At 61.8% G+C, this 22,015-nt stretch carries 24 protein-coding genes; 13 read left to right on the top strand and 11 right to left on the bottom strand.

The features are described from left to right. Positions 1–26: 26 nt before the first annotated feature. The gene (locus KJQ96_RS42170) at positions 27–278 is read left to right on the top strand and encodes a PilZ domain-containing protein (protein WP_375293218.1); all 252 of its coding nucleotides are present in this window, start codon (positions 27–29) and stop codon (positions 276–278) included. Positions 279–592: 314 nt separating this feature from the next. After that, on the top strand, positions 593–862 hold the full coding sequence (locus KJQ96_RS30190) for a hypothetical protein (protein ID WP_213290001.1): 270 nt from the start codon (positions 593–595) through the stop codon (positions 860–862). Positions 863–1,037: 175 nt separating this feature from the next. Here the strand turns inward: KJQ96_RS30190 and KJQ96_RS30195 are convergent, their stop codons facing one another. From KJQ96_RS30195 to KJQ96_RS30205, 3 genes are all read right to left on the bottom strand, one after another. Further along, positions 1,038–1,361, bottom strand: a complete 324-nt coding sequence (locus KJQ96_RS30195; protein ID WP_213290002.1) for an H-NS family nucleoid-associated regulatory protein — start codon at positions 1,359–1,361, stop codon at positions 1,038–1,040. A gap of 1,075 nt (positions 1,362–2,436) precedes the next feature. Continuing rightward, on the bottom strand, positions 2,437–2,745 hold the full coding sequence (locus KJQ96_RS30200; RefSeq protein ID WP_213290003.1) for a hypothetical protein: 309 nt from the start codon (positions 2,743–2,745) through the stop codon (positions 2,437–2,439). Positions 2,746–2,789: 44 nt separating this feature from the next. Beyond that, positions 2,790–3,026: a hypothetical protein gene (locus tag KJQ96_RS30205; protein WP_213290004.1), complete on the bottom strand. Its 237-nt coding sequence runs from the start codon at positions 3,024–3,026 to the stop codon at positions 2,790–2,792. Positions 3,027–3,176: 150 nt separating this feature from the next. Here KJQ96_RS30205 and KJQ96_RS30210 point away from each other — a divergent pair, with 150 nt between their 5' ends. Next, positions 3,177–3,467, top strand: a complete 291-nt coding sequence (locus tag KJQ96_RS30210) for a hypothetical protein (protein WP_375293219.1) — start codon at positions 3,177–3,179, stop codon at positions 3,465–3,467. A gap of 330 nt (positions 3,468–3,797) precedes the next feature. Next, entirely contained in the window at positions 3,798–4,151 is a 354-nt protein-coding gene (locus tag KJQ96_RS30215) for a DUF6481 family protein (protein ID WP_213290005.1), read from the top strand. 123 nt (positions 4,152–4,274) lie between these two features. On the opposite strand, the gene KJQ96_RS30220 is transcribed toward KJQ96_RS30215, so the two are convergent. Further along, positions 4,275–4,502: a pentapeptide MXKDX repeat protein gene (locus KJQ96_RS30220; RefSeq protein WP_213290006.1), complete on the bottom strand. Its 228-nt coding sequence runs from the start codon at positions 4,500–4,502 to the stop codon at positions 4,275–4,277. A 198-nt stretch (positions 4,503–4,700) separates the two neighbouring features. On the opposite strand from KJQ96_RS30220, the gene dctP reads away from it, so the two are divergent. Beyond that, on the top strand, positions 4,701–5,723 hold the full coding sequence (gene dctP, locus KJQ96_RS30225) for a TRAP transporter substrate-binding protein DctP (RefSeq protein WP_213290007.1): 1,023 nt from the start codon (positions 4,701–4,703) through the stop codon (positions 5,721–5,723). 19 nt (positions 5,724–5,742) lie between these two features. Here dctP and KJQ96_RS30230 read toward each other — a convergent pair whose 3' ends face one another. Further along, positions 5,743–6,423, bottom strand: a complete 681-nt coding sequence (locus KJQ96_RS30230) for a GntR family transcriptional regulator (RefSeq protein ID WP_213290009.1) — start codon at positions 6,421–6,423, stop codon at positions 5,743–5,745. 173 nt (positions 6,424–6,596) lie between these two features. Here KJQ96_RS30230 and KJQ96_RS30235 point away from each other — a divergent pair, with 173 nt between their 5' ends. The 4 genes from KJQ96_RS30235 (at position 6,597) to KJQ96_RS30250 (ending at position 10,498) form a co-directional block, all read left to right on the top strand. Beyond that, a complete protein-coding gene (locus KJQ96_RS30235; RefSeq protein WP_375293220.1) occupies positions 6,597–7,220 on the top strand; it encodes a TRAP transporter small permease in 624 nt (207 codons plus the stop codon). Continuing rightward, entirely contained in the window at positions 7,220–8,485 is a 1,266-nt protein-coding gene (locus KJQ96_RS30240) for a TRAP transporter large permease (protein ID WP_213290010.1), read from the top strand. Before KJQ96_RS30235 ends, KJQ96_RS30240 begins: the two co-directional genes overlap by 1 nt. Positions 8,486–8,511: 26 nt before the next feature. Beyond that, positions 8,512–9,495 (top strand): TRAP transporter substrate-binding protein, encoded by a 984-nt coding sequence (locus KJQ96_RS30245; RefSeq protein ID WP_213290011.1) that lies wholly within the window; start codon positions 8,512–8,514, stop codon positions 9,493–9,495. Positions 9,496–9,571: 76 nt separating this feature from the next. Beyond that, positions 9,572–10,498 carry a dihydrodipicolinate synthase family protein gene (locus tag KJQ96_RS30250; RefSeq protein ID WP_213290012.1) on the top strand — a complete coding sequence of 309 codons (927 nt, stop codon included), beginning with the start codon at positions 9,572–9,574 and terminating at the stop codon, positions 10,496–10,498. Between the two features lie 5 nt (positions 10,499–10,503). Here the strand turns inward: KJQ96_RS30250 and KJQ96_RS30255 are convergent, their stop codons facing one another. From KJQ96_RS30255 to KJQ96_RS30270, 4 genes are all read right to left on the bottom strand, one after another. Next, complete coding sequence (locus KJQ96_RS30255) at positions 10,504–11,412, bottom strand: hydroxymethylglutaryl-CoA lyase (RefSeq protein WP_213290013.1); 909 nt, start codon at positions 11,410–11,412, stop codon at positions 10,504–10,506. Then, positions 11,409–13,418, bottom strand: coding sequence for an acetyl/propionyl/methylcrotonyl-CoA carboxylase subunit alpha (locus KJQ96_RS30260; RefSeq protein ID WP_213290014.1), 2,010 nt, complete (start codon positions 13,416–13,418; stop codon positions 11,409–11,411). The genes KJQ96_RS30255 and KJQ96_RS30260 overlap by 4 nt, the downstream gene beginning before the upstream one ends. A 2-nt stretch (positions 13,419–13,420) precedes the next feature. Then, positions 13,421–15,025 carry a carboxyl transferase domain-containing protein gene (locus KJQ96_RS30265; protein ID WP_213290015.1) on the bottom strand — a complete coding sequence of 535 codons (1,605 nt, stop codon included), beginning with the start codon at positions 15,023–15,025 and terminating at the stop codon, positions 13,421–13,423. Positions 15,026–15,138: 113 nt separating this feature from the next. Further along, on the bottom strand, positions 15,139–16,311 hold the full coding sequence (locus KJQ96_RS30270; protein ID WP_213290016.1) for an isovaleryl-CoA dehydrogenase: 1,173 nt from the start codon (positions 16,309–16,311) through the stop codon (positions 15,139–15,141). Positions 16,312–16,493: 182 nt separating this feature from the next. Between KJQ96_RS30270 and KJQ96_RS30275 the strand changes: the two genes are divergently transcribed. Both KJQ96_RS30275 and KJQ96_RS30280 read left to right on the top strand, forming a co-directional pair. After that, positions 16,494–17,162: a TetR/AcrR family transcriptional regulator gene (locus KJQ96_RS30275; protein WP_213290017.1), complete on the top strand. Its 669-nt coding sequence runs from the start codon at positions 16,494–16,496 to the stop codon at positions 17,160–17,162. A 7-nt stretch (positions 17,163–17,169) separates the two neighbouring features. Continuing rightward, on the top strand, positions 17,170–17,667 hold the full coding sequence (locus KJQ96_RS30280; protein WP_213290018.1) for an Lrp/AsnC family transcriptional regulator: 498 nt from the start codon (positions 17,170–17,172) through the stop codon (positions 17,665–17,667). Between the two features lie 54 nt (positions 17,668–17,721). Here KJQ96_RS30280 and KJQ96_RS30285 read toward each other — a convergent pair whose 3' ends face one another. Then, entirely contained in the window at positions 17,722–18,027 is a 306-nt protein-coding gene (locus KJQ96_RS30285; RefSeq protein ID WP_213290019.1) for an ETC complex I subunit, read from the bottom strand. A gap of 228 nt (positions 18,028–18,255) precedes the next feature. Between KJQ96_RS30285 and KJQ96_RS30290 the strand changes: the two genes are divergently transcribed. Beyond that, positions 18,256–19,401 carry an OpgC domain-containing protein gene (locus tag KJQ96_RS30290; protein ID WP_213290020.1) on the top strand — a complete coding sequence of 382 codons (1,146 nt, stop codon included), beginning with the start codon at positions 18,256–18,258 and terminating at the stop codon, positions 19,399–19,401. Positions 19,402–19,431: 30 nt separating this feature from the next. On the opposite strand, the gene KJQ96_RS30295 is transcribed toward KJQ96_RS30290, so the two are convergent. Continuing rightward, complete coding sequence (locus KJQ96_RS30295; protein ID WP_213290021.1) at positions 19,432–21,243, bottom strand: carbamoyltransferase C-terminal domain-containing protein; 1,812 nt, start codon at positions 21,241–21,243, stop codon at positions 19,432–19,434. Between the two features lie 335 nt (positions 21,244–21,578). Here KJQ96_RS30295 and KJQ96_RS30300 point away from each other — a divergent pair, with 335 nt between their 5' ends. Next, positions 21,579–21,881 (top strand): hypothetical protein, encoded by a 303-nt coding sequence (locus KJQ96_RS30300; protein ID WP_213290022.1) that lies wholly within the window; start codon positions 21,579–21,581, stop codon positions 21,879–21,881. Positions 21,882–22,015 lie beyond the last annotated feature (134 nt).

Consider the following 22,015-nt stretch of genomic DNA (forward strand, 5'->3'; position numbering starts at 1 on the left):
GGCCGCGTGAACCGTTGGTAGCCGAGATGGAATTCGACCGCCGATCTGTCGCAAGGACGACGATTTCGAAAAGCGCGTTGCTGTTCTTTGACGCTCAGCGCGGTGTGTTCACCTGCCGCGTTCAGGACGTCACGAATTCCGGGGCTGGAATTGAACTCCACGACCTCAACCTGCTGCCCCTGAATTTCGAATTGACGTTCGATAATTTTCACAACATTCGCGAATGCCGCGTGATCTGGCGGCAAGGCGATTTCGTCGGTGTTGCGTTTCAAAACTGATCGATCTGCGGCCAGGCGCCATACCGCAGCCGCTGCGCCAACTCGCTCGAAGCCGCCATCGAGGCCGCATCCTGCAAAGCCCAGAAGTCCTGTCAGGCAAGACTGCAGCAGGCAAAGCAGCCTTGGAGACAAAAGAATCTTCAACAGAGTCTTGGAGACAAAACAGTCTTGGAGAATGGAACTAACAGCGCGGCTCCGCGTCGAATCCCTGCTTCGGTTCCACCGGCACGTAAACTGTATACTAATGACGGGCGAGCCGCCTTCGCGTATCGTTTGCGCTCGGGTCGTTTGGAGTTTGCGACGGGAGTTCGAACATGTCCTGGGATCGTCCGTTCGCTCAGCCTGTGCCGCTCCCGAAGGGGCCGCCAGCGCAAACCCTGCGAGATGCCGCCGACTACATCAGGACCCTTCCTCAGCCCGAACGCGACCGTCAGGAATGGCGGCTTGCCGTTCAGATGCTTATTGATGCCGCCGAAGATCGTGGACCCATGCTGCTCGCGCGCATGGGAATTGTCAGAGCCTTTGAGACGAGTATTGAAACGACGCTCGACGCGGAGCCCCAGGATCCCGCCAAGGCAAGCTGAAAGAAAGCAAAGCTGAGGGAAACCGTGACGCCGGCATCTGAGCCCAGGTCGGCGTCACGCAGATGGTGCCGGGCAGCGTGAAGACGCATCAGGCCCGGCATTTCCAAATCGAACGAGAATTCGCGCTCGCAGGCGAAGTGCAAGCCACGCCACCACCGAACGACCGTAGGCCTGCCTAGGCTACATTCCTAATTCGGAAATCATCGATCCGCTTGCCGGATTTCAGTTTTGCAGCGAGCCAACGAGGCGTCTTCCCTCGGCCCGCCCACGTCTCGGACGGCCGATCGGGATTCCGAAATTTCGGAACGACCGTCGGATATGGACGCCGCCCTGTCGATGATTTCGTGCGCTCAGCTTCGACGACGCCCTTGAGTTGCTTCAGGCGATCTTCAAGGAGGCGCTTCTCTGCAAGCAGAGTCGTTGCAAGCCTGGCGGTTACTTCTTCGTGGAGTGCCCACAGCTCATCCGTGGACATTGATTTAAGGTCTTTCCGGTTCACGACCGTCCCCAATCATGATTCGATGGTTATCACCGTTGGTTGCAAAACATGAACACAATAGCGCTGATTCAGAACCTGCTTCGGGCAGAAAAGTTCCATCCCTGCATCGCGCATAACACAACCATAACGGAATCCGCTCGAAGATGCACCAAGAAGCTGCGCCAAAAATTTTGTTCACCCGCAATCATGAAGGAAGCGCCGGCGGCGACCATCTGTGACTTTTGTCCTACGCTATTTGGGTGCCCATAATAGCCGAGCGCTCATCTCCCTGGGGTAGGTGATAGGAGCGGCACCCGGCTATTCGGGCCGCGCGGCGGTGCGGCCTGAACAGGAACTCATTTATGATTTAAGGGAACTTTAAAAGGCCATTGAATCATAACGATTTTATCAGAACTCAAATCGCGCGATCAGCAACTGAGCTTTGTCGCGGAACCGAAACGGCCGCAAACGGCCACGAGTAGACCGGCATGAGGAAACGTAACGACCTCGACACGTTTCCCCTGTCTCGTTGATGAACGGCCGAGCGCGAGGACCCCCTTGAGTCCGCCACCACCCGAATTTGATCGCGACGAGGCGCTGGTGTGTATGGCGCTGGCGTTCTGCCTGGCCGGTGCATCGACCAGCATCATCTACCGGCTGCTGGGCTAGGAAGTCCGGACGGCTCAGTGAGCCACTGTGCGCATGCCAGCGAGCGCATGGCGCGCTTTTGGTTTTGCGACGTGACGGTGCCGATGAAGAGAGGTAAGCGGCGGCCCGAATGCTCGTGGTCAGGAGTAGACGAGGCCCGGAGTGCCTAGGAGTCCGGGCCTCGTGGCCTCCAGTGGTAGCGCACGTCGTGATGAACGAGCGCCCTGCCCCCCGCTGCAAGCGACGGCGTTATAGATCGGCGTTACGTGCACGGCCAATCCGTACGAGTACGGTGAGCGCGCGCCATGCGGTTCTGTGTGACAAATCGATCAGCAAAACGCGGTAGCGCGGATCGCGCGCAATATCCGGGCTGGGATCACTGCATTCCGTCCTGCTCCAAGAGCGAGATCTGCGGCGAGCTACGACAAGCGCAGCTATTCGCCTACCTCTACCGCTTATCGAACGGAATATACTGATGATACTCCTTCGGCACCGAGCTCCGGTAACGCGCGGGCACCGTGCCGCGGTCGATCGAACGGTCGATCTCCTGCTGCCGGGTCATCCTGGCCGGTTTCTTTTTCTTCGGCGCCGCCTTCTCTTTTTCGGCCGCGGCGGCTTCCGGCGCGGGCGCGGCGGGAAATGGCGTTGCCGTTGCGGCAGTGCCGCCATCCGGCGCGCCCTGCGCCAGCGCGACGGCCGGCAGGAGTACGAGAGCCGCCGCCGACGCGGCCAGCACAAGACGAGACGGCTTTTGCATGGAAAACTCCGGTTCTGGCCTGCTCCGTTTCCAGCCTGATCCTATTACGTCCGCAACCGTCCGCACACCGGGATTTTGGCGAGGCGGAGGGGCGTGGACCGGCTGTGCTTGACCCGGCTGCAGGTCGTAAAAACGAACGCGAGCCGGCTGCACTGCCAGTCCGGACCAAGCGCTGCGCTCAAGACCGGCTCCGGCCTGGACAGGCCAGGCGCGGCGCAGGCCAGTAAGACGATGGCGGCGGCGAGAACGAGGTTCTTGCGGGTCCACCAATTGTGCGGCATGGCGGGTCGCTCCTGTTTCGACAGCCCGGAGAATAGGATCATCCCGCCGCGGGGCTTGTGAATGACTTCACACTACACGGGTTTGTGCATGAGCCCGATGGACGCGCAAATGGGTATAACTCGCGCAAATCCGTTGCGCGCGCGGAAGCGTTGATCGACATTGCCCTCGGGGCGAGCGCGTGGGCGGGGCGTGCGATGGACGAGCAGGAAACGAGCAAACCGGACTCCGGCAAGCAGGAAGCAAGCTACGACTACCATCGCTACAAGCAATTGCTGGCGGAAGCGGTCGACGAGACCAAACGGCTCGAGCTGATCGAGATCATCGTCAGGGAAAAGGCCCGCGACAGGCTGGAGGCGCAGCGGATTGCGGACCGGGTAGCGATGACCGCGATGACGGTTGCACGCGTCCTTGGATCCGGGGGCCGTCGCGATAATATCTAGATAATATCTGGAAGAGCGATCACGTCTCCGAAGCGAGCATCACCAGTGAGCCGACCGGCCCGATCAACGCACAGGCGAGAAGGCCGTGTTGAAGGATCGCCAGCGCCCGGCCTGGGCTTCGGTCGCCGTTGCCACCTCGCACAGAGCAGCCAAGCTGACGTAGTCCCGCTCATCAGGATCAGTTTGGGCCATTTGCTGCTCACGCAAGCCTCCCCTGCTCTACCCGCCCCCTTTCGACGCTGGCATTTTGCCCCGGGTTCACTTACCTAGTCGCCAATCCGCGCGCGTGGCGCGTCCAACCCCAAGAGTGAAAGCGACAAGGCCCCTTTTATGAGTGGATTCAAGGAACCGAGCTTCGCGGACCGCCAGAAGGCCGCCCAGCAGGCGCGGCAGAACATCCTGAACAAGTTTCGCACCCAGCCGGGACCCGACGATCCCGAGGTGAAGCGCCGCCAAGCCGAGCGCGAGGCCATCGCCGCCGCCCGCGCCAAGGCGAGAGAGGCCAAGGAAGCCGAAAAGGCCGAACAAAGACGTCGCGAGGCCGAGGCCGCCGCGGCGGAGGCCACCAGGTTAGCCCGCGAGAAGGAAGAAGAGGCCGCCAGGCTGGCGGCGCTGGAGGCTGAGCAAAAGGCCAAGCGTGACGCGCGTTACGCCGCACGCAAGACAAAGGGCAAGAAGAAATAGGCCTGCGATCCGTGGTCGACGCTGGCGCGCTCTCGTCATTCCGGGATGGTGCGTTAGCACCAGACCCGGAATGTCGAGATTCCGGGTCTGGTCCTTCGGACCATCCCGGAATGACGATGCGGCTCAGTTCTTCTTCATGCCGTCTTCTTTTTTCATGCCGTCGTGCTTCATGCCTTCCTTCTTCATCATACCGTCCTCTTTCTTCATGCCGTCCTTGGACATGGACTCCTTCTTCATGCCGTCGCCCTTGCCCATTTTGTCCTGAGCGAAGGCGGCCGGCGCGAGCGCGAGACAGAGCGAAACAAGCGCGGCAGAAAGGCCGAGGCCGATACGGGTCGTGGTGGTGGTCATGGGATGGTGGTCCTTGGTTTGGGTTGGCTTCTCGAAAGCGACGTCTGCCGCTTCACCAACGACGATGGCGCGACCGGTTTTGTTACCGGCCACGCCCCAAAGTTCTGCAATTCTCACGGTTTGTTGAAGCGGTGCGATTCAGTTAATATGGGCTGAAGCCGGTCCGGATTGCCGAGAACCGTTTGCGGGGGACAAACCATGCTCACGCGCCGCCATATCATCGCATCTGCGCTCGCCGCGCCTGCCGTGTTTCGTTTCGGCACCGGTACGGCCCATGCGGCCACCACGCTGAAGATCTCGCATCAGTTCCCGGGCGGCACCATCGACAAGGGCGACTTCCGCGACCGGCTGTGCCGCATCTTCGCCGCCGAAGTCGCCAAACGCAGCGGCGGCGAGATCGCAGCCGAAGTCTATCCGAACTCCTCGCTGATCAAGACCAACGCGCAATTCTCGGCAATGCGCAAGGGTGCTCTCGATATCAGCCTCTACCCGATGCCGTATGCCGGCGGCGAGCTGCCGGAGACCAATATCGGCCTGATGCCGGGTCTGGTCGCAACTTACGACCAGGGTCTACGCTGGAAGAATGCGCCGGTTGGCAAGGCGCTAAGCGACTTCCTCGCCGACAACGGCATCATCCTTCTCACATGGGTCTGGCAGGCCGGCGGCGTCGCCAGCCGCTCCCGACCGATCGTCGCGCCTGACGACGCCAAGGGGCTGAAAGTGCGCGGCGGCTCGCGTGAAATGGATGTGGTTCTGAAGACTGCGGGTGCCTCCGTGCTGTCGATGCCATCGAACGAAATCTACGCCGCGATGCAGAGCGGCGCCTGCGATGCCGGTATCACCTCCTCCACCAGCCTGATCTCGTTCCGCCTCGCGGAGGTCGCCAAATCGCTGACCTCGGGCGCCGGCGCCTCCTATTGGTTCATGCTGGAGCCATTGATGATGTCGAAGGCAATCTTCGACAGGCTACCCAAAAAGCAGCAGGACATCATCCTGACGGTCGGCAGCGAACTGGAAGCGTTCGGCCGCAAGGGCGCGCAGGACGACGATATCGAGGTCGCCAAGGTCTATGAGAAGGCCGGCGCCAAGGTCAGCACGCTCGATGTCGCGACCGTCAGCAAGTGGCGCGACATTGCGCGCGATACCGCGTGGAAGGACTACAGCGCCAAGACGGCGATGTCGGCCAATCTGCTGAAGCTCGCCAGCGACGTCCCGGCATGATGCATGGTCTGATTCCGGATCAACGCCCCGCGCACGCCACGATTGAGCCGCCGCCCACCACCTGCAACAGGTCCGTACGCACCGCCTCGATATGCTGCTCCAGAAACCGGCAGGCCTGGTCGATCTCTCTCGCCCGGCACAGCTCGATCAGGTGCGCGTGCTCCTTTTCGGCCGTGCCCATCGCCTTGGTATTGGAGAGTTGCAGACGCGTGTAACGGTCGCTGGTCTGCAAGAGCGCCACGACGATCGCCTTGGTACGCGGCTGCCGCGCGTGAACGTAGAGCGCCATATGGAAGTCAGCGTTAAGCTGCCCCCATTCGCTGACGTTGCGCGCCTTGATCGCTTTCTCGAAGCGCTTCTGGATGTCGTCCAGCGCTGCAAAGTCTTGTTCCGCAAAGTGCGGCGCCGACTGCGCTAAGAGCCGCGGCTCCATGATTCTGCGAAGGTCGAACACGTCGTTGATTTCGTCTAGCGATAGCTCTGAGACGATCGCGCCTTTTTGCGGGACGATGCGCACCAGCCCCTCCGCCTCGAGCTGAAACAGCGCTTCACGCACGGGAATGCGGCTGACGCCGTATGCCTCGCCCAGCGCATCCTGCCGCAGTTGGGAGCCGGCCGGATAAGTCCCGTCGAGAATGGATTGCCTGAGCTGATCGACGATCGCAGCCGACAGCGTCCGGTGCTTCAGAGGGACTTTCATTTGACCTTCCGTCGTCATCGCCGGCTCTTCCGATCGAGGCGGCCCCGCATCGCACGTTGAAATGGTCCCACCCCAGCGCGAGCCGAGGTGCCCATAATCTCCATTTGACAAGATTGTATAAATTATACAATTTCGAATCGCACGAGAAATTTTGACGGGCAGCGGGGCTCTTTATGATCGAGCAGGCAATTGCGGACATGCCAGCGTTCAGCGCCCGGGGAATCGTCGTCAGGGCCTCGAGTCTGCTGCTCGCTTTCGAGCGCATCGCCCTGATGGGGCTGATGTATTTGCTGACGGCTCTGATCCTGGTGAACGTCGTCACCCGCTACTCGCACTTCCCGATCTACTGGATCGATGAATCGGCGGTCTATTGCGTGGTGTGGCTGACCTTTATCGGCGCCTCCGCCATGACGCGGCTCAGGCTCGACTTCGCCGTCACCATGATGACCGAGCGCCTCTCGGCGCGGCATCAGAAGCTCGCGAAGATCATCGCGACGGGCATGGTCGTCGTGTTCGGCGTGGCGCTCGTCATCACCTGCTTCCTCTGGATGGATCCAATCGGGCTTACCCGCGCCGGCTTCGACGCGCGCAAGCTCGCCGCCGAGACATTCAACTTCCTCTACACCGAGCGCACCCAAACGCTGAACTGGCCGACCTGGGTGCTCTATCTGACGCTGCCGATCTTCGCGGTCTCCATGACCATTCATGGCCTGGCAAACCTGCTCGAAGATCTCGAACTGGTGCCACGGACGCCGCTAAAGGGTTTTCAACTCTCCGAACTCGACGGGGTCAACTAGTGATCACGTCAGCCGCCTTCATCGCGATCATGTTGGTCGGGGTGCCGATCGGCCTTTGCCTCTGCCTGGCCGGGTTCGTCTTCATCATCGCGTCAGGCAATCCGGTGCTGTTTCAATCCTACCCGCTGCAGCTCTTCGGCGGGGTTGACAGCTACGGCCTGATCGCGATCCCGCTCTTCATTCTGATCGGCGAAATCATGAATGGCGGCGGCATTACGCGGCGCATCGTCGACATGGCGATGGCCTTTGTCGGCTCGCTGAAGGGCGGGCTCGCCTACGTCAATATCCTCGCCAACATGTTCATCTCCTCCATCCTGGGATCTGCGACCGCACAGGTCGCGATCATGGCGCAGATCATGGTGCCGGAGATGGAAAAGAAGGGCTACGACAAGACCTTCGCAGCCGGGTTGACCGCCTATGGCGGCATGCTCGGACCGATCATTCCACCGTCAGTGATGTTTGTCGTCTACAGCGTGCTGGCGCAGGTATCGGTCAGCGACATGCTGATTGCCGGCATCGTGCCGGGCGTGATCCTGACCGCGATGTTCTGCATCGCCATCGCACTGATGGGATACGTCTACAACTATCCCAAGGCCGACTATCAGACACCGCAGCAGCGGGTCGCGACGATCCTGCGGACATCGCCGACGCTGCTGATTCCGATCGTGATCGTCGGCAGCATTCTCGGCGGACTCGCCAACGCAACGGAGTCCGCGGCCATCGGCGCGGTGGCCGCCGCTCTCGTCGGAAAATTCTGGACCAAGGAGTTCAGGTTTTCGCAGCTCCCGCAGATGATGCTGCGCGCAGGCGTCTACTCGGCCATCGTGCTGTTTCTGGTCGCCGCGGCCGCCGTATTCTCTTGGGTGCTGGTGTTCGGCAAGGTGCCGCAGCAGACCGCCGCGTGGATCCAGTCGGTAGCCAAGGATCCCGTCAGCTTTATGCTGCTTTGCAACGTGATCCTGCTGGTGATCGGCACGGTGATCGACGGCATTCCCGGCCTGATCATGACGGTGCCGATCCTGCTGCCGGTCGCGACCGAGATCTATCACATCGATCCGCGCCAGTTCGGCGTCGTCGTGGTGATCAACCTGGTGCTTGGATTGCTGTCGCCCCCGGTCGGTCTTTGCTTCTTCGTGGCCGCCGCCGTCACCGGAGCCAAGCCCGGCAAGATGTTCATGGTGACGCTGCCGCTGTTCGGCATCTCCTGCATCCTGCTGGTGCTGCTGTCGCTCTATCCCTCCCTCTCCCTCGTCCTCATCAAGTAGGTCCAAACCCCTCAAGGAGCATTATCATGTCGCTTTCACGTCGCCGCTTCCTTGCCGCCAGCGCGGCCGTGCCGCTGTTCGCGCCGTCGTTGGCGCTGGCGCAAGCCAAGGAATTCCGCCTCGGCCTGATCACGCCCAATGGTCATTCCTGGAACAAGGCGGCATTAAAACTCGGCGACGATCTCAAGGCTGCTACCAACGGCCGCCTGACCATGACCGTCTTTCACTCCGGCCAGCTCGGCAACGAGCCGGCGATGATGCAGCAATTGCAGTCCGGCGCGCTCGACATGGGCTTCATCCAGGCCGCCGAGCTCGGCTCGCGCGTGCCGCATATCGCAGCGATCAACGCGCCCTATATCGTGCGCTCGACGCCATCAGTCGCCAAATTCGTCCGCCATCCGGCCGCGATCAAGCTGTTCGAGGTGCTGCCGCAGGAAACCGGCACGATCGGCCTCGGTTGGGGCATCACCGGCATGCGCGCCATCTTCTCGTCGAAGGACCTGACGACCTTGGCCGATATCAAGGGCATGAAGCTGCGCATCAACCCGACGCCGGTCTACCGCGATTTCTATTCGTCCCTGGGCGCGGCGCCGACGCCGATCCCAACGCCTCAGGTGTTCGATGCCATGGCGAACGGCCAGGTCGACGGCCTCGAGGCAGACCTGGAGTTCTCGTGGAACCAGCGCTTCGACAAGGTGTCAAAAGTCATCCTGCAGATGAATGCTGTCTTCATGCCGATGGCAGCGATCGTCTCCGGCCGCGTCTGGCAATCGCTGCCGGCGGCTGACCGGGAGTTGATCACCAAGACGGTCAAATCGACACTCGATACGCAGATCGACGAACTGGCGGGCAATGAGCCCAAGCTGATCGAGAACTTCAAAAACGCGCCGATCCCGATCCGTCAGGTCCCGGCCGGGGATACCGAAGCGGTCATTGCCGAATTCGACAAGATCTGGCTGCCCAAGGCCCCGGTCCTTGCCGAGTTGCGCAAAGTCGGCGCGACGCTCTGATCCCATCCCATCGTCTTCAAGCCAAAGCCCGGCGGATTCATCAGTCCGCCGCAACAATTCCAATGGAGCTAAACAAATGAGCCCACGCATTTCCTGGGAAGGCGTCTTCCCGGCCGTCACCACGCAATTCAATGACGACCTGTCGCTCAATATCGATGCGACCGCCAAGGTCATGGACGGCCTGATCCGCGACGGCGTTTCCGGATTGATCGTCTGCGGGTCCGTCGGCGAGAACACCTCGCTGGAGCGCAAGGAGAAGGTTGCGATCATGGAAGCCGCGAAATCCGTCGCCGCGGGTCGCGTACCCGTGCTGTGCGGCATCGCCGAGTTCACGACCGCCTTCGCCGTCGAAACTGCCAAGCAAGCGGCGCGCGTCGGCATTGACGGCGTGATGGTGATGCCTGCGCTGGTCTATTCGTCCAAACCGCACGAGACTGCCGCACATTTCCGCGCGGTCGCCACGGCGACCGACCTGCCGGTGATGCTCTACAATAACCCGCCGATCTACAAGAACGACGTCACGCCGGACATTCTGGCCTCGCTCGCCGACGTCGAGACCGTCGTCTGCTTCAAGGACTCCTCCGGCGACACACGGCGCTTCATCGACACCCGCAACATGGTTGGCGACCGCTTCGTCCTGTTCGCCGGCCTCGACGACGTCATCGTCGAGAGCGTGGCCATGGGCGCGGTTGGCTGGGTCTCCGGCATGTCGAACGCCTTCCCGCGCGAGGGCGAGACCTTGTTCCGCCTCGCCAAGGCGGGGCGTTATGCCGAGGCGATGCCGCTGTACGAATGGTTCATGCCGCTGTTGCACCTCGATGCCCGTCCAGACCTCGTCCAGTGCATCAAGCTCTGCGAGCACATCATGGGCCGCGGCACCGCGCTGACCCGTCCGCCGCGGCTGGCGCTGCTGCCGCACGAGAAGGCCGAGGTCGAAGCGATGATGGCGAAAGCGCTCAAGAACCGGCCGATGCTGCCGAACGTCGGCCTAAAGGCCGCGTAAGCGGCCTACTTGGCCGCCCGTGCCTTCGCGTTCAACGCCGCCGCGACGCGGCTGACCGGCGGGCGGCCGATCAGCCCGCTCACGACATTGGTCGCTGCCACCAGCTTCGCCATGTCGACACCGGTGGCGATGCCCATGCCTTCGAGCATATAGACCACATCCTCCGTCGCGACGTTTCCTGTCGCGCCGGGGGCGTAGGGGCAACCGCCGAGACCGCCGGCGGCCGAATCGATCACGCGGCAGCCTTCCTCTATCCCGGCATAAAGATTGGCGAGCGCCTGGCCGTAGGTATCGTGGAAATGCATCGCCAGATTGGCCATCGGCACATGGCCGGCGACCGCGCGCAATAGCTGCCGCGCCTTCAAGGGCGTGCCGACGCCGATCGTATCGCCGAGCGAGATTTCGTAACAGCCGAGATCCCACAACACCTTTGCGACATCGACCACAGCCTGCGGCTTGATCTCGCCCTCATAGGGACAGCCGAGCACGGTGGAGATGTATCCGCGCACCCTGACGCCATCGGCCCTGGCGCGGGCGAGCACCGGCTTGAAGCGCTCGATCGATTCCGAGATCGAACAATTGATGTTGGCGCGGGAAAAGCTTTCCGACGCCGCAGCGAATACCGCGATCAGTTTGGCGCCGGCGGCCTGAGAAGCCTCATAGCCCTTCTCGTTCGGCACCAATACCGGGAGTTCGCAATTCGTATGATGGCTGACGCCCCGCAACACCTCGGCCGATCCGACCATCTGCGGGATCGCCTTTGGAGAGACGAAGGCGCCGACCTCGACGGTGTGGAGGCCCGCGCCGATCAATGCCTCAATGAACGCGATCCGGTCGGCGACGCTGATTGGCGTCTTCTCGTTCTGCAGCCCATCGCGCGGGCCGACCTCGACAATGTGAACGCCATCGCTCATGACGCTACCGCCGGTTCGATTTCGGCAAGTTCGACGCCTTCGCCGACGATATCGCCGACCTTGCACCTGATTTTCGTCAACACGCCCGCAAACGGCGCGCGCAGGGTCTGCTCCATCTTCATGACTTCCAGCGTCAGGATCGCCGCGCCCTTCTCCAGCGTCGCGCCTTCCTCGGCCAGCAGCGCCACCACGGTCCCCGGCAGCGGCGCCACGATCTTGTCCTCGCCAACCTGCTCCTCGGTCTCGCCGCCGAACGGATCGATCCAATGCAGATCGAAGCGGCCGTTCCGGGTGCGGAGGTAAAGCTCGTGGCCTTCGATCACCGCCGTGACGCGTGATTTTATGCCCTCGATCGTCAGATCGAAACTGCCTTCTTCCGCGGGCGAGGTCGCGACAATGAACTCGTGCTTGCCGATGGTCAGTTTCGACGGACCATCGCCATAGTGCAGCGTCACCTTCTGCTCGGTGCCCTGCCCCTGACGGAACGAGAACATCCGCTTCCGCTGGCCGACCGGCATCCACCCAAACGTCTGCCAGGGTGAATGCGCTTGCTTCCGCGCAGCGTTCTGCTCATCGACAACAATTGCCGCAACCGCGGCACAAAGCTCGAGATCCCCTGCCGTTCCCGTGGACTCCGTAAGCTTCTTCAACTCGCGCTCGATGAAGCCGGTGTCGATGGTATTGGCGCGCACCTGCGGGTGCGTCACCAGCGCGGACAGGAACGGAATGTTGGTGACGATGCCGCGGACGTCGGTCTCTTCCAGCCCACGGTTCAGCCGCTCGATCGCCGCCTGGCGGGTCGGCGCCCATGCAATGACCTTGGCAAGCATCGCATCGTAGTATGGCGACACCGCATCGCCGCTGCGGTAGCCTGCATCGATCCGCAGACCGTCGACCGCCTCAGGCGTGCGCCAGGTCCTGATCCGACCGACTGACGGCATAAAATTCTTCTGCGGATTTTCGGCATAGACCCGCGCCTCGATGGCGTGTCCGTTCAGCTTGATCTCGTTCTGCGCCAGCGGCAGCGTTTCACCGAACGCCACCCGCAACTGCCATTCGACGAGATCGACGCCGGTGATGAGCTCGGTCACGGGATGTTCGACCTGCAGGCGGGTGTTCATCTCGATGAAGAACACGTCCTTGCCGTCGGAGACGAATTCGATGGTGCCGGCGCCGACATAATTGACCGCGGCAGCCGCCTTGCGCGCAGCCGCACAGACCGCTTCGCGTTGCTTGGAGTCCAGCGTCGGCGACGGCGCCTCCTCGATCACCTTCTGGTGCCGCCGCTGCAGTGTGCATTCGCGCTCCCAGAGCGAGAGCAGATTGCCGTGGCTGTCGCCAATGATTTGCACCTCGATGTGCCGGGGGTTTTGCACGAATTTCTCGATCAGCATGCGATCGTCGCCGAACGCAGCCTTCGCTTCGCGCTTGGCGCTGACGATCGCCGCCGCAAGCTCTCCGGCCGAATTGACCACGCGCATGCCCCGCCCGCCGCCGCCGGCGGAAGCCTTGACCAGCACGGGGAATCCGATCTTCTCGGCGGCCTTGGCAAGCGTCGCCTCGTCCTGGGCCTCGCCGTGATACCCGGGCACCAACGGCACGCCAGCCTTTTCCATCAGCGCTTTCGAGCCGGACTTCGAGCCCATCGCCGTCATCATCTCGGCCGTCGGACCGACGAACACCAACCCCGCATTAAGACACGCCTGAGCGAATTCGGCATTTTCAGACAGAAAGCCGTAGCCGGGATGCACCGCCTCAGCGCCGGTCTGGCGCGCCGCGTCGATCACGCGCTCGATGTTGAGATAGCTGTCGCGCGCACGCGCCGGCCCGAGCAGCACGGCCTCGTCGGCCATGGCGACGTGCATGGCGTCGCGGTCGGCCTCGGAGTAGACGGCGACGGTACGCAGGCCCAAGGCACGCGCGGAGCGGATCACACGGCAGGCAATCTCGCCGCGGTTGGCGATCAGCAGTGTGCGAAAACGCCGGTAAAGTTTCGAGCGGTCCATCATCACATCCTGAACAAGCCAAACTTCGTGGGTTCAATCGGCGCGTTGGCCGCGGCGGACAACCCAAGGCCCAGCACCAGGCGGGTGTCGGCGGGATCGATCACGCCATCATCCCACAGCCGCGCGGTGGCATAATAGGGATTACCCTGGCTTTCATACTGGGCACGGATCGGTGCGCGGAACTTGTCCTCTTCCTCGGCCGACCAGCTTTCGCCCTTCGCCTCGATATTGTCGCGGCGGACCTGGCTCAGCACCATGGAAGCCTGCTCGCCGCCCATTACCGAAATACGCGCGTTTGGCCACATCCAGAGGAAGCGCGGAGAATAGGCGCGGCCAGACATGCCGTAATTCCCGGCACCATAGGAGCCGCCGATCACGACAGTGAATTTCGGCACGCCGGCGGTCGCGACCGCCGTCACCAGCTTGGCGCCGTCGCGCGCGATGCCGCCGGCCTCGTATTTCTTGCCGACCATGAAGCCGGTAATGTTCTGCAAAAACACCAGCGGAATATTGCGCTGGCAGCACAGCTCGATGAAGTGCGCGCCCTTCAGCGAACTCTCGCTGAACAGGATGCCGTTGTTGGCGATGATGCCGACCGGGTAGCCCCAGATGTGAGCGAAGCCGCAAATCAGCGTCGCGCCATAGAGCTTCTTGAACTCGTCGAACTCCGAGCCGTCGACGATCCGCGCGATGATGTCGTGCACGTCGAACGGCTTTCTGCCGTCGGCAGGGACGACGCCATAGATTTCCTCGGCGGGAAACAGCGGCTCCCGCGGCTCGCGCATGTTCAGCACCGCGCGCGTCGGCGGCCTCAGCGTGGCGACGATGCGCCGCGCGATTCCGATCGCATGTGCATCGTTCTGCGCATAGTGATCGGTGACGCCGGAGTGGCGGGAATGCACGTCGGCGCCGCCGAGCTCTTCGGCGGATACCACCTCGCCGGTCGCGGCCTTCACCAGCGGCGGGCCGCCGAGAAAGATGGTGCCCTGATTGCGCACGATGATGCTCTCGTCCGACATCGCCGGCACATAAGCGCCGCCTGCGGTGCAGGAGCCCATTACGATCGCGATCTGCGGAATGCCCTGTGAGGACATCTGCGCCTGGTTATAGAAGATCCGGCCGAAATGCCGCTCGTCCGGAAAGATTTCGTCCTGCATCGGCAGGAAGGCGCCGCCGGAATCGACCATGTAGACGCAGGGCAGATTGTTCTGGCGCGCGATATCCTGCGCGCGCAGATGCTTCTTCACCGTCATCGGATAATAGGTGCCGCCCTTGATGGTGGCGTCGTTGGCGACGATCACGCATTCGCGGCCCGAAATGCGCCCCACCCCGGTAATGACGCTCGCAGAATGGACGTCGCCGCCATAGAGCCCGTGGGCCGCGAGCGGCGATAGTTCGAGAAACGCCGTGCCTGGATCGACCAGCAGGTCGACGCGCTCGCGCGCCAGCATCTTGCCCCTCGATGTATGCCGCTTGCGAGACACCTCGCCGCCGCCGCCGGCGACCACCTTGAGCTTCTCGCGCAGTTCGGTCACGAGACCCCGCATCACGTCGGCATTGCGGGCAAACTCGGAGGATGAAGGATCGATGGTGGAATGAAGCGGCATGATCGGCGTTTTCTTTGGATGCGAGGGAGCCGTTGGAATGGCTTCAGGACGGCCGGAGCTTAACGTTCGAGGAAGATATGACAGCCTGTATCATCTTTGCCTCGGTGTGAAGTTCAAGCCGTCTTTTCGAACAGCTCCCGGCCGATCAGCATGCGGCGGATTTCGCTGGTGCCGGCGCCGATCTCGTAGAGTTTGGCGTCGCGGAGTAGCCGGCCGGTCGGGTAGTCGTTGATGTAGCCGTTGCCGCCGAGGAGCTGGATGGCGTCGAGCGCGCATTGCGTCGCCTTCTCCGCGGCGTAGAGGATCGCGCCAGCCGCATCTTCCCGCGTGGTCTCGCCGCGGTCGCAGGCCTTGGCCACCGCATAGACATAGGCGCGCGAGGCGTTCATCGTGGTGTACATGTCGGCGATCTTGCCCTGCACCAACTGGAAGCTGCCGATCGGCTCGCCGAACTGCTTGCGCTCGTGCACGTAAGGCAGCACCACATCCATGCAGGCCTGCATGATGCCGATCGGCCCCGCCGCCAGCACTGCGCGCTCGTAGTCGAGGCCGCTCATCAGCACGTTGACGCCACGGCCGACCTCGCTCAGCACGTTCTCTTCCGGCACCTCGCAATCCTCGAACAGCAGTTCGCAGGTGTCGGAGCCGCGCATACCGAGCTTGTCGAGTTTCTGCGCGGTGGAAAATCCCTTCATGCCCTTTTCGATGAGGAAGGCGGTGATGCCGCGCGGGCCGGCATTGGCATCGGTCTTGGCATAGACCACCAGCGTGTCCGCCTCGGGGCCGTTGGTGATCCACATCTTGTTGCCGTTCAGCACGAAGCGGTCGCCCTTCTTTTCAGCCCGCGTCTTCATCGAGACCACGTCGCTGCCCGCGCCCGGCTCCGACATCGCGAGCGAGCCGACATGTTCGCCGGAAATCAGCTTCGGCAGATATTTGCGCTTCTGTGCATCACTGCCGTTGCGGCGGATCTGGTTGACGCAGAGGTTGGAGTGCGCGCCATAGGACAGGCCGACGGAGGGGGACGCGCGCGACATTTCTTCCAGTGCGATGCAGTGTTCGAGATAGCCGAGGCCGGCGCCGCCATATTCCTCTTCCACCGTGATGCCGTGCAGGCCGAGTGCGCCGATTTTCGGCCAGAGATCGCGCGGGAACTGATTGCTGCGGTCGATTTCGGCGGCGCGCGGGGCGATTTCGTTTTGCGAAAACGCATACACCGTCTCGCGGATCGCGTCTGCGGTCTCGCCGAGATCGAAGTTGAGAAGCAGCGCCCTGTTTGAGGCCATTGATTTCCTCCGATGTCTTAGAATTAAACGATCATACGTTTTTTTACTATCCTCGCAAGTGGAACCAACTGGGGCTCAAATGGACGCTCCAGCTAGTTGAAATTACTATCTTTTCGTGCCAAATTTATACGATCGCTTGCTCGTTTCCAGAACGGCGAACGCCTTCCACTCTTAGAGGTCCAATGGCGCGGACGATCGGCTCACACGGCCCCAAGACGATGGAGGCGATCCGCAAAGCCGGGCTGCGCCTGATCTTCGAGCACGGCTACGCGGCGATGAGCCTGCGCCAGCTTGCGGCCGAAGTCGGGATCCAGTCGGGCTCGCTCTACAACCACATCTCGACCAAGCAGGAATTCCTGTTCGTCCTGATACGGGACCACATCAACGAGCTGCTGCGCCAGCTCGATCGAGCCCTGCTCGGGAAACAGGGGCCGGCCGACAAGCTCCGCGCCTTCGTCGCCTTTCACGTCAGCTACCACATGACCAAAAAGCGCGAGGTCTTCATCGCCAATTCCGAGCTGCGAAGCCTGGAGCCGAAGAACTACCAGGAGATCGTGGCGCTGCGCGGCGCCTATGAGCGGCGGCTTGCGGAAATTCTCACCGAGGGTGTCACGGAAGGCGAGTTCGAGGTCGTTGACATCCAGGTGGCGACGTTTGCGATCCTGTCGCTCCTGACCGGCCTCACTGCCTGGTACCGGCCCGGCGGGCGGCTCACCAAGGAGGCGATCGTCGCCGCCCATGAGAAGCTGGTACTATCGGGCGTCTCTCCCAGCGCGACGCCTGCGCGGGCGCAAACCAAGCGCGCGCCCTCCCCTGATGTTACGGCTCGCGGCAGGCCGGAGGGCGGATGAGGTGCCGATGACGGAACGTCAACCCCTCGACGAATTCGATCTGAAAATCCTGTCCGAGTTGCAGAAGGACGGACGCATCCGCAACAATGAGCTGGCTGACAGGGTCGGCCTCTCGGAGCCTCCGTGCCGGCGGCGCGTTCGGTCCTTGCGCGAGCGCGGCTATGTCAGCGCAATCAGAGCCACGCTCGACGAAAAGCTCCTTGGTTACGAGGTTATTTCCTACGTATTGATTCAGTTGCAGAGCCAGGCTCAGGCGACGTTACAGGCGTTCGAAAAATCGATCACGGCAATACCGCTGGTCCAGCAGAGCTGGCGCATTTCGGGTGACGCCGATTATCTGCTCAAATGCGTGGCGCGAAACGTCGAGGGCATGCACCAGCAGCTTCTGCAATTTTCAGCGATGCCCGAGGTCCGCAACATCAGGACCTTCCCGGTGCTTGGCGTCGCCAAGGATGCGCCGCTGCCCATATCCCCAAATCCGGCGACATCCCACCCGGCACCATAGCCTCGCCCGCAACGCGGCCGCGTCGCGACCGAAAAGCGTTCCGGCCGGGCTCTCTCAGTGGGTCCAGGGCTCGCCGCGCTTGAAGGCGAAATTGTCGGCGTAAGCGGCCGGCCGGCGCACCGAATCCTTGGGCTCGATCACCTGGTAGGCGATGCCCTTGCGCTCGCAATAGGCGATCGCGTCTTCCTTGGTGTCGAAGCGCAAGGTGACCTGCTGCTTCATGTCGGAGGACGAGGTCCAGCCCATCAGCGGCTCGATTGCCTGTGGCTGCTCGGGCTCGTAGTCGAGTTGCCATTCCTGGGTCTTGGCCCTTCCCGATTGCATCGCGTTCTTGGCAGGCTTGAAAATGCGGGCGGTCATCGGATGGTCGGGTCCTCAAGCGATTGCGACATGGAAGCGTTTGGTGGAAACGGCCGGGATAGTATAGAGACACCTTTCAGGAATTTGATCGGTGATTCCGGAAGCCCGGATGTACCATTTCCGTACCGGTATAGTCATTATGCCGTACTGTGACAATCCAGGGCCATCCGGCGCCCGGGACCCGGTCTTGCGGCGCGATCTTCCCGAAAGCATCACGAAGCGGCACCCATGAAAATCAACGCCACCCTGCCCGACAAAGGACGCGACCTCCGGCTCGACCTGTTTCGCGGGGTCGCGAACTGGTGGATCTATCTGGATCATATCCCGGATAACGTCGTAAACTGGATCACCGTCCGGAATTACGGGTTTAGTGACGCCGCCGACCTGTTCGTCTTCATTTCCGGCTATACCGCCTCGTTTGTCTATGCGCGGATGATGCTCGAACGCGGCTTCATTGTCGGCGCCACGCGGCTGACCAAGCGGGTCTGGCAGCTCTATGTCGCCCACATCATCCTGTTCGTGATCTATATCGCCTCGATCAGTTATCTGGCGCTGCGCTTTGGCGACTCCGAACTGGTCAACGATTTCAATGTAGCCGTCCTGGTCGACAATGCGACCGAAACGCTGCGACAGGGATTGTTCCTGAAGTTCAAGCCGGTCAATCTGGACGTGCTGCCGCTCTACATCGTGCTGATGGGGCTGTTCCCGCCGGTACTGTGGATCATGCTGCGGCAGCCCAACTGGACCCTTGCGGCCGCGATCGCGCTGTGGCTGGTGTCGCGGCAGACGGGATGGAACCTGCCCGCCTATCCGGTCGGCACCTGGTACTTCAATCCGTTCGCCTGGCAGTTGCTGTTCGTGTTCGGCGCATGGTGCGCGCTCGGCGGCGCTCGCAAGAACATGCACATCATCAACGCGCCGGTCACGCTGTATTTGTGCATCGCCTATTTGATCCTGGCGCTGGTCATGACCATGGCCGGCAGGTTTCCGACGTTCGGCGAGCTGTTCCCGCAGTGGCTCTATTCGATGTTCAACCCGAACGACAAGACCAACCTCGCCCCCTACCGCTTCCTGCACTTCGTGGCGATCGTGATCCTGGTGATCCGCTTCGTGCCGAAGGAATGGCCGGGGCTGGAGTGGAGGATTTTCGATCCGCTGGTCGTCTGCGGCCAGCAGTCGCTCGCCGTGTTCTGCGTCGGCGTGTTCCTGTCGTTCGTCGGCCACTTCGAACTGTCTATGAGCTCGGGCTCGCTGTTCGCGCAGATCTTCGTCAGCGTGACCGGCATCGCGATCATGACCATCGTGGCCTATTACATTTCCTGGTCGAAGCGGCAGGACAAGCCACTCAAGCCGGCAGCGCCGAAAGCCGCCTGAGCGGCTTTCGGCTGAATCGCGGCAACCGGTTCAGGCCGGTTGCGCGGTCGATGCCACCAGCGTTCGCACGTCGGTGTAGATATTGACCAGCGGTGCGACCACCTTGTGCATCGCGTTCTTCGATACGATCGTGCCGTGCATGACAAGATGATCGACGCCGGTGGTCAGAAAGCAGTTCACGGCATCCTGCGGCGTTTCGACGATGGGCTCGCCCTTGATGTTGAATGAGGTGTTGATCAGCACGGGAACGCCGGTCAAGGCCTCGAATTCCTTCAGCAGGCGGTAGAGCATCGGATTGGTTTCTTCGCGCACGGTCTGGACGCGTGCGGTGCCATCGACATGCACGATCGCCGGGATCTTGTCGCGCCATTCAAGGCGAACCGGCTTGGCGATCAGCATGAAGGGCGAGTCTTCCTCGCCTTCAAAAATTTCCTTCATGCGCTCGGCCAGCACGATCGGCGCGAACGGCCGGAACGCCTGCCGGTGCTTCACGCGGCTGTTGAGGATGTCCTTCATCTCACCCTTGCGTGGATCGGCCAGCAGGCTGCGGTTGCCGAGCGCGCGCGGCCCGAATTCCGAGCGGTCCTGAAACCAGCCGATCACCTTCTGGCTGGCGAGCAGTTTGGCGGTGTCGCGGCAGACATTGTCGCTCCTGACGGCGTCGACCTGGATCCGCACCAAAAACTTCTGCAACTCCTTAGCGGCCTCCTGGTCGCTGTAGCGCCTGCCGACATAGGCGTGATCCATCACGAAGGCGCGGCGTTGCTTCAGGATTTCGAGCCAGCCGTAGTAGGCGCAGCCGATTGCAATGCCGTCATCGCCGGCCGCGGGCTGAATCCAGACGTTCTCGAAACCGGCTTCACGGGCTAGACGCCCGTTCGCCACGCAATTGAGCGCGACGCCGCCGGCCATGCAAAGGTTTTTGGCGCCAGTGGTTTCGCGCAACCAGCGGGCGCGGGCGAGCAGGACGTTTTCGGTGTCGTCCTGCGTGCGCCAGGCCAGGTCTTCCCAGTGCCGCATCGCGGGGTGTTTTTCCCAGTTGCTGCCGGGTTCGAACACGTAAGGCTGCTTGAAGTCGGCGGTCCAGTGCGGCACGTGCAGCTTGCCATCGTGCAGTTCAAGCAAATGCTTGACCTGGTCGCGGCGGCCATAGGGCGCCAATCCCATCAGCTCGCCGCACTTGTTCCAGTCGCCGAAGATGTAGGTCGAGGCACGGCTGTAGAGCGCGCCGAGCCCGGGCATGGTGTAGAATTCGTCGCTGAGGAAGCCGCGGTCCGGCTCCATCCAGACTTTTTTGACGCATTCCAGCGTCGTGCCGCTGAACTTGTAGTAACTCTCCGATTCGCGTGCGAGCGGCGTCGCCGTGTCGCTGGCAGGAAACGATTCCATGACGTCGGACCGGTAGCTGCCGACGCCATCGACGATCATCACGACGCCATCCTCGAACGGCGATACCGCGAACGCGCTGTAGGCGTGCGCGAGGTGATGGGAGATCGTGACCACCTTGTCCGAATGCTTCAGATAGAGCGGATGCTTGGCCGCCTCGCCGCGCTCGAACTCCGGCAGGAAGCCCGGCGCGTCGAAATAGACCAGCCGCTCTTCCATTTCCGGGACCGGCAGGATGTAGCAATTGCGCACCACCAGATCGACGTCGTCGAGCGTAATGCCTTCGGCTTCGAGGCAATAATCGATCACTTCCTTGTAGAAGCCCGAGGCGTGCTTGGCCCGCGTGATCCGCTCCTTGGCGATCGCAAACGCAATGGCGCCGTCGCGCAGCAGGCAGGCGCTGACATCATGGTCATAGGTGTTCAGACCAAGGACATAAGTGTGTTTTTTTGGCATGGGTACTCGTCAGGAGAGGATCGTCTTGCGCTGAAAAATGGAGATCGTGTCGACATCAAGTCCTTGGCGTGGCCTTGCGGATTTCTTCAATCGATGTTCTGCAGCGCACCATCCTAAGTGTTCATCCAACATTCAGGAAGATGAATGCGCGCCGCAGGAATCCTCAGCAAACCACCGTAACTTGACCTTACCTGCCCTTCTCAATAAAGTCCCAACAGCTCGAAAGAACCTTATGAAAATATTGTGTTAGCGCATCTGAACGGAAAGCATTCTCGCGCGTCTAAGTGAGATAGTGCCGAAGTCCAGATGTTTGGAAGTGACTGGGAGATTCTCGAATGGCTAAACGCTACAATATCCTGACCCGCTGCCTTGCAGCGCTGGCTTTGTTGTTCGTCTACGTGGCCAGCACGTCTGCGATTCTGGTGGGTGCGACGACCACGTCAGCAGAAGCGCAACGAGGCAGAGGCAGAGGTTATGGTCGCGGTTACGGTCGCGGCTACGCGCGTGGTTATGGCCGGGGTCGGGGCTATGGCCGGGGTTATGGCCGTGGTTATGGCTTCTATGGCGCGCCCCTCGTTGTTCGCCCGGGTCCGCGCTGCTATTGGAATCCCTACGGCGTCCGCGTCTGCAGGTGGTGATTTAGGCTCGATCGCCGTCGCCTTAGACGGGACCGGAGATAAGATAGAGGCGCACCGGAAAGCCGGTGCGCCTTTTCTCTTGTGCGCCCAGCATGAGCGTACTCTTGTGGGTGCAAGTCCCACCGCGAGTTGAT

The sequence above is a fragment of the Bradyrhizobium sp. sGM-13 genome, assembly GCF_018398875.1.
In the GTDB taxonomy this organism is placed as follows: domain Bacteria; phylum Pseudomonadota; class Alphaproteobacteria; order Rhizobiales; family Xanthobacteraceae; genus Bradyrhizobium.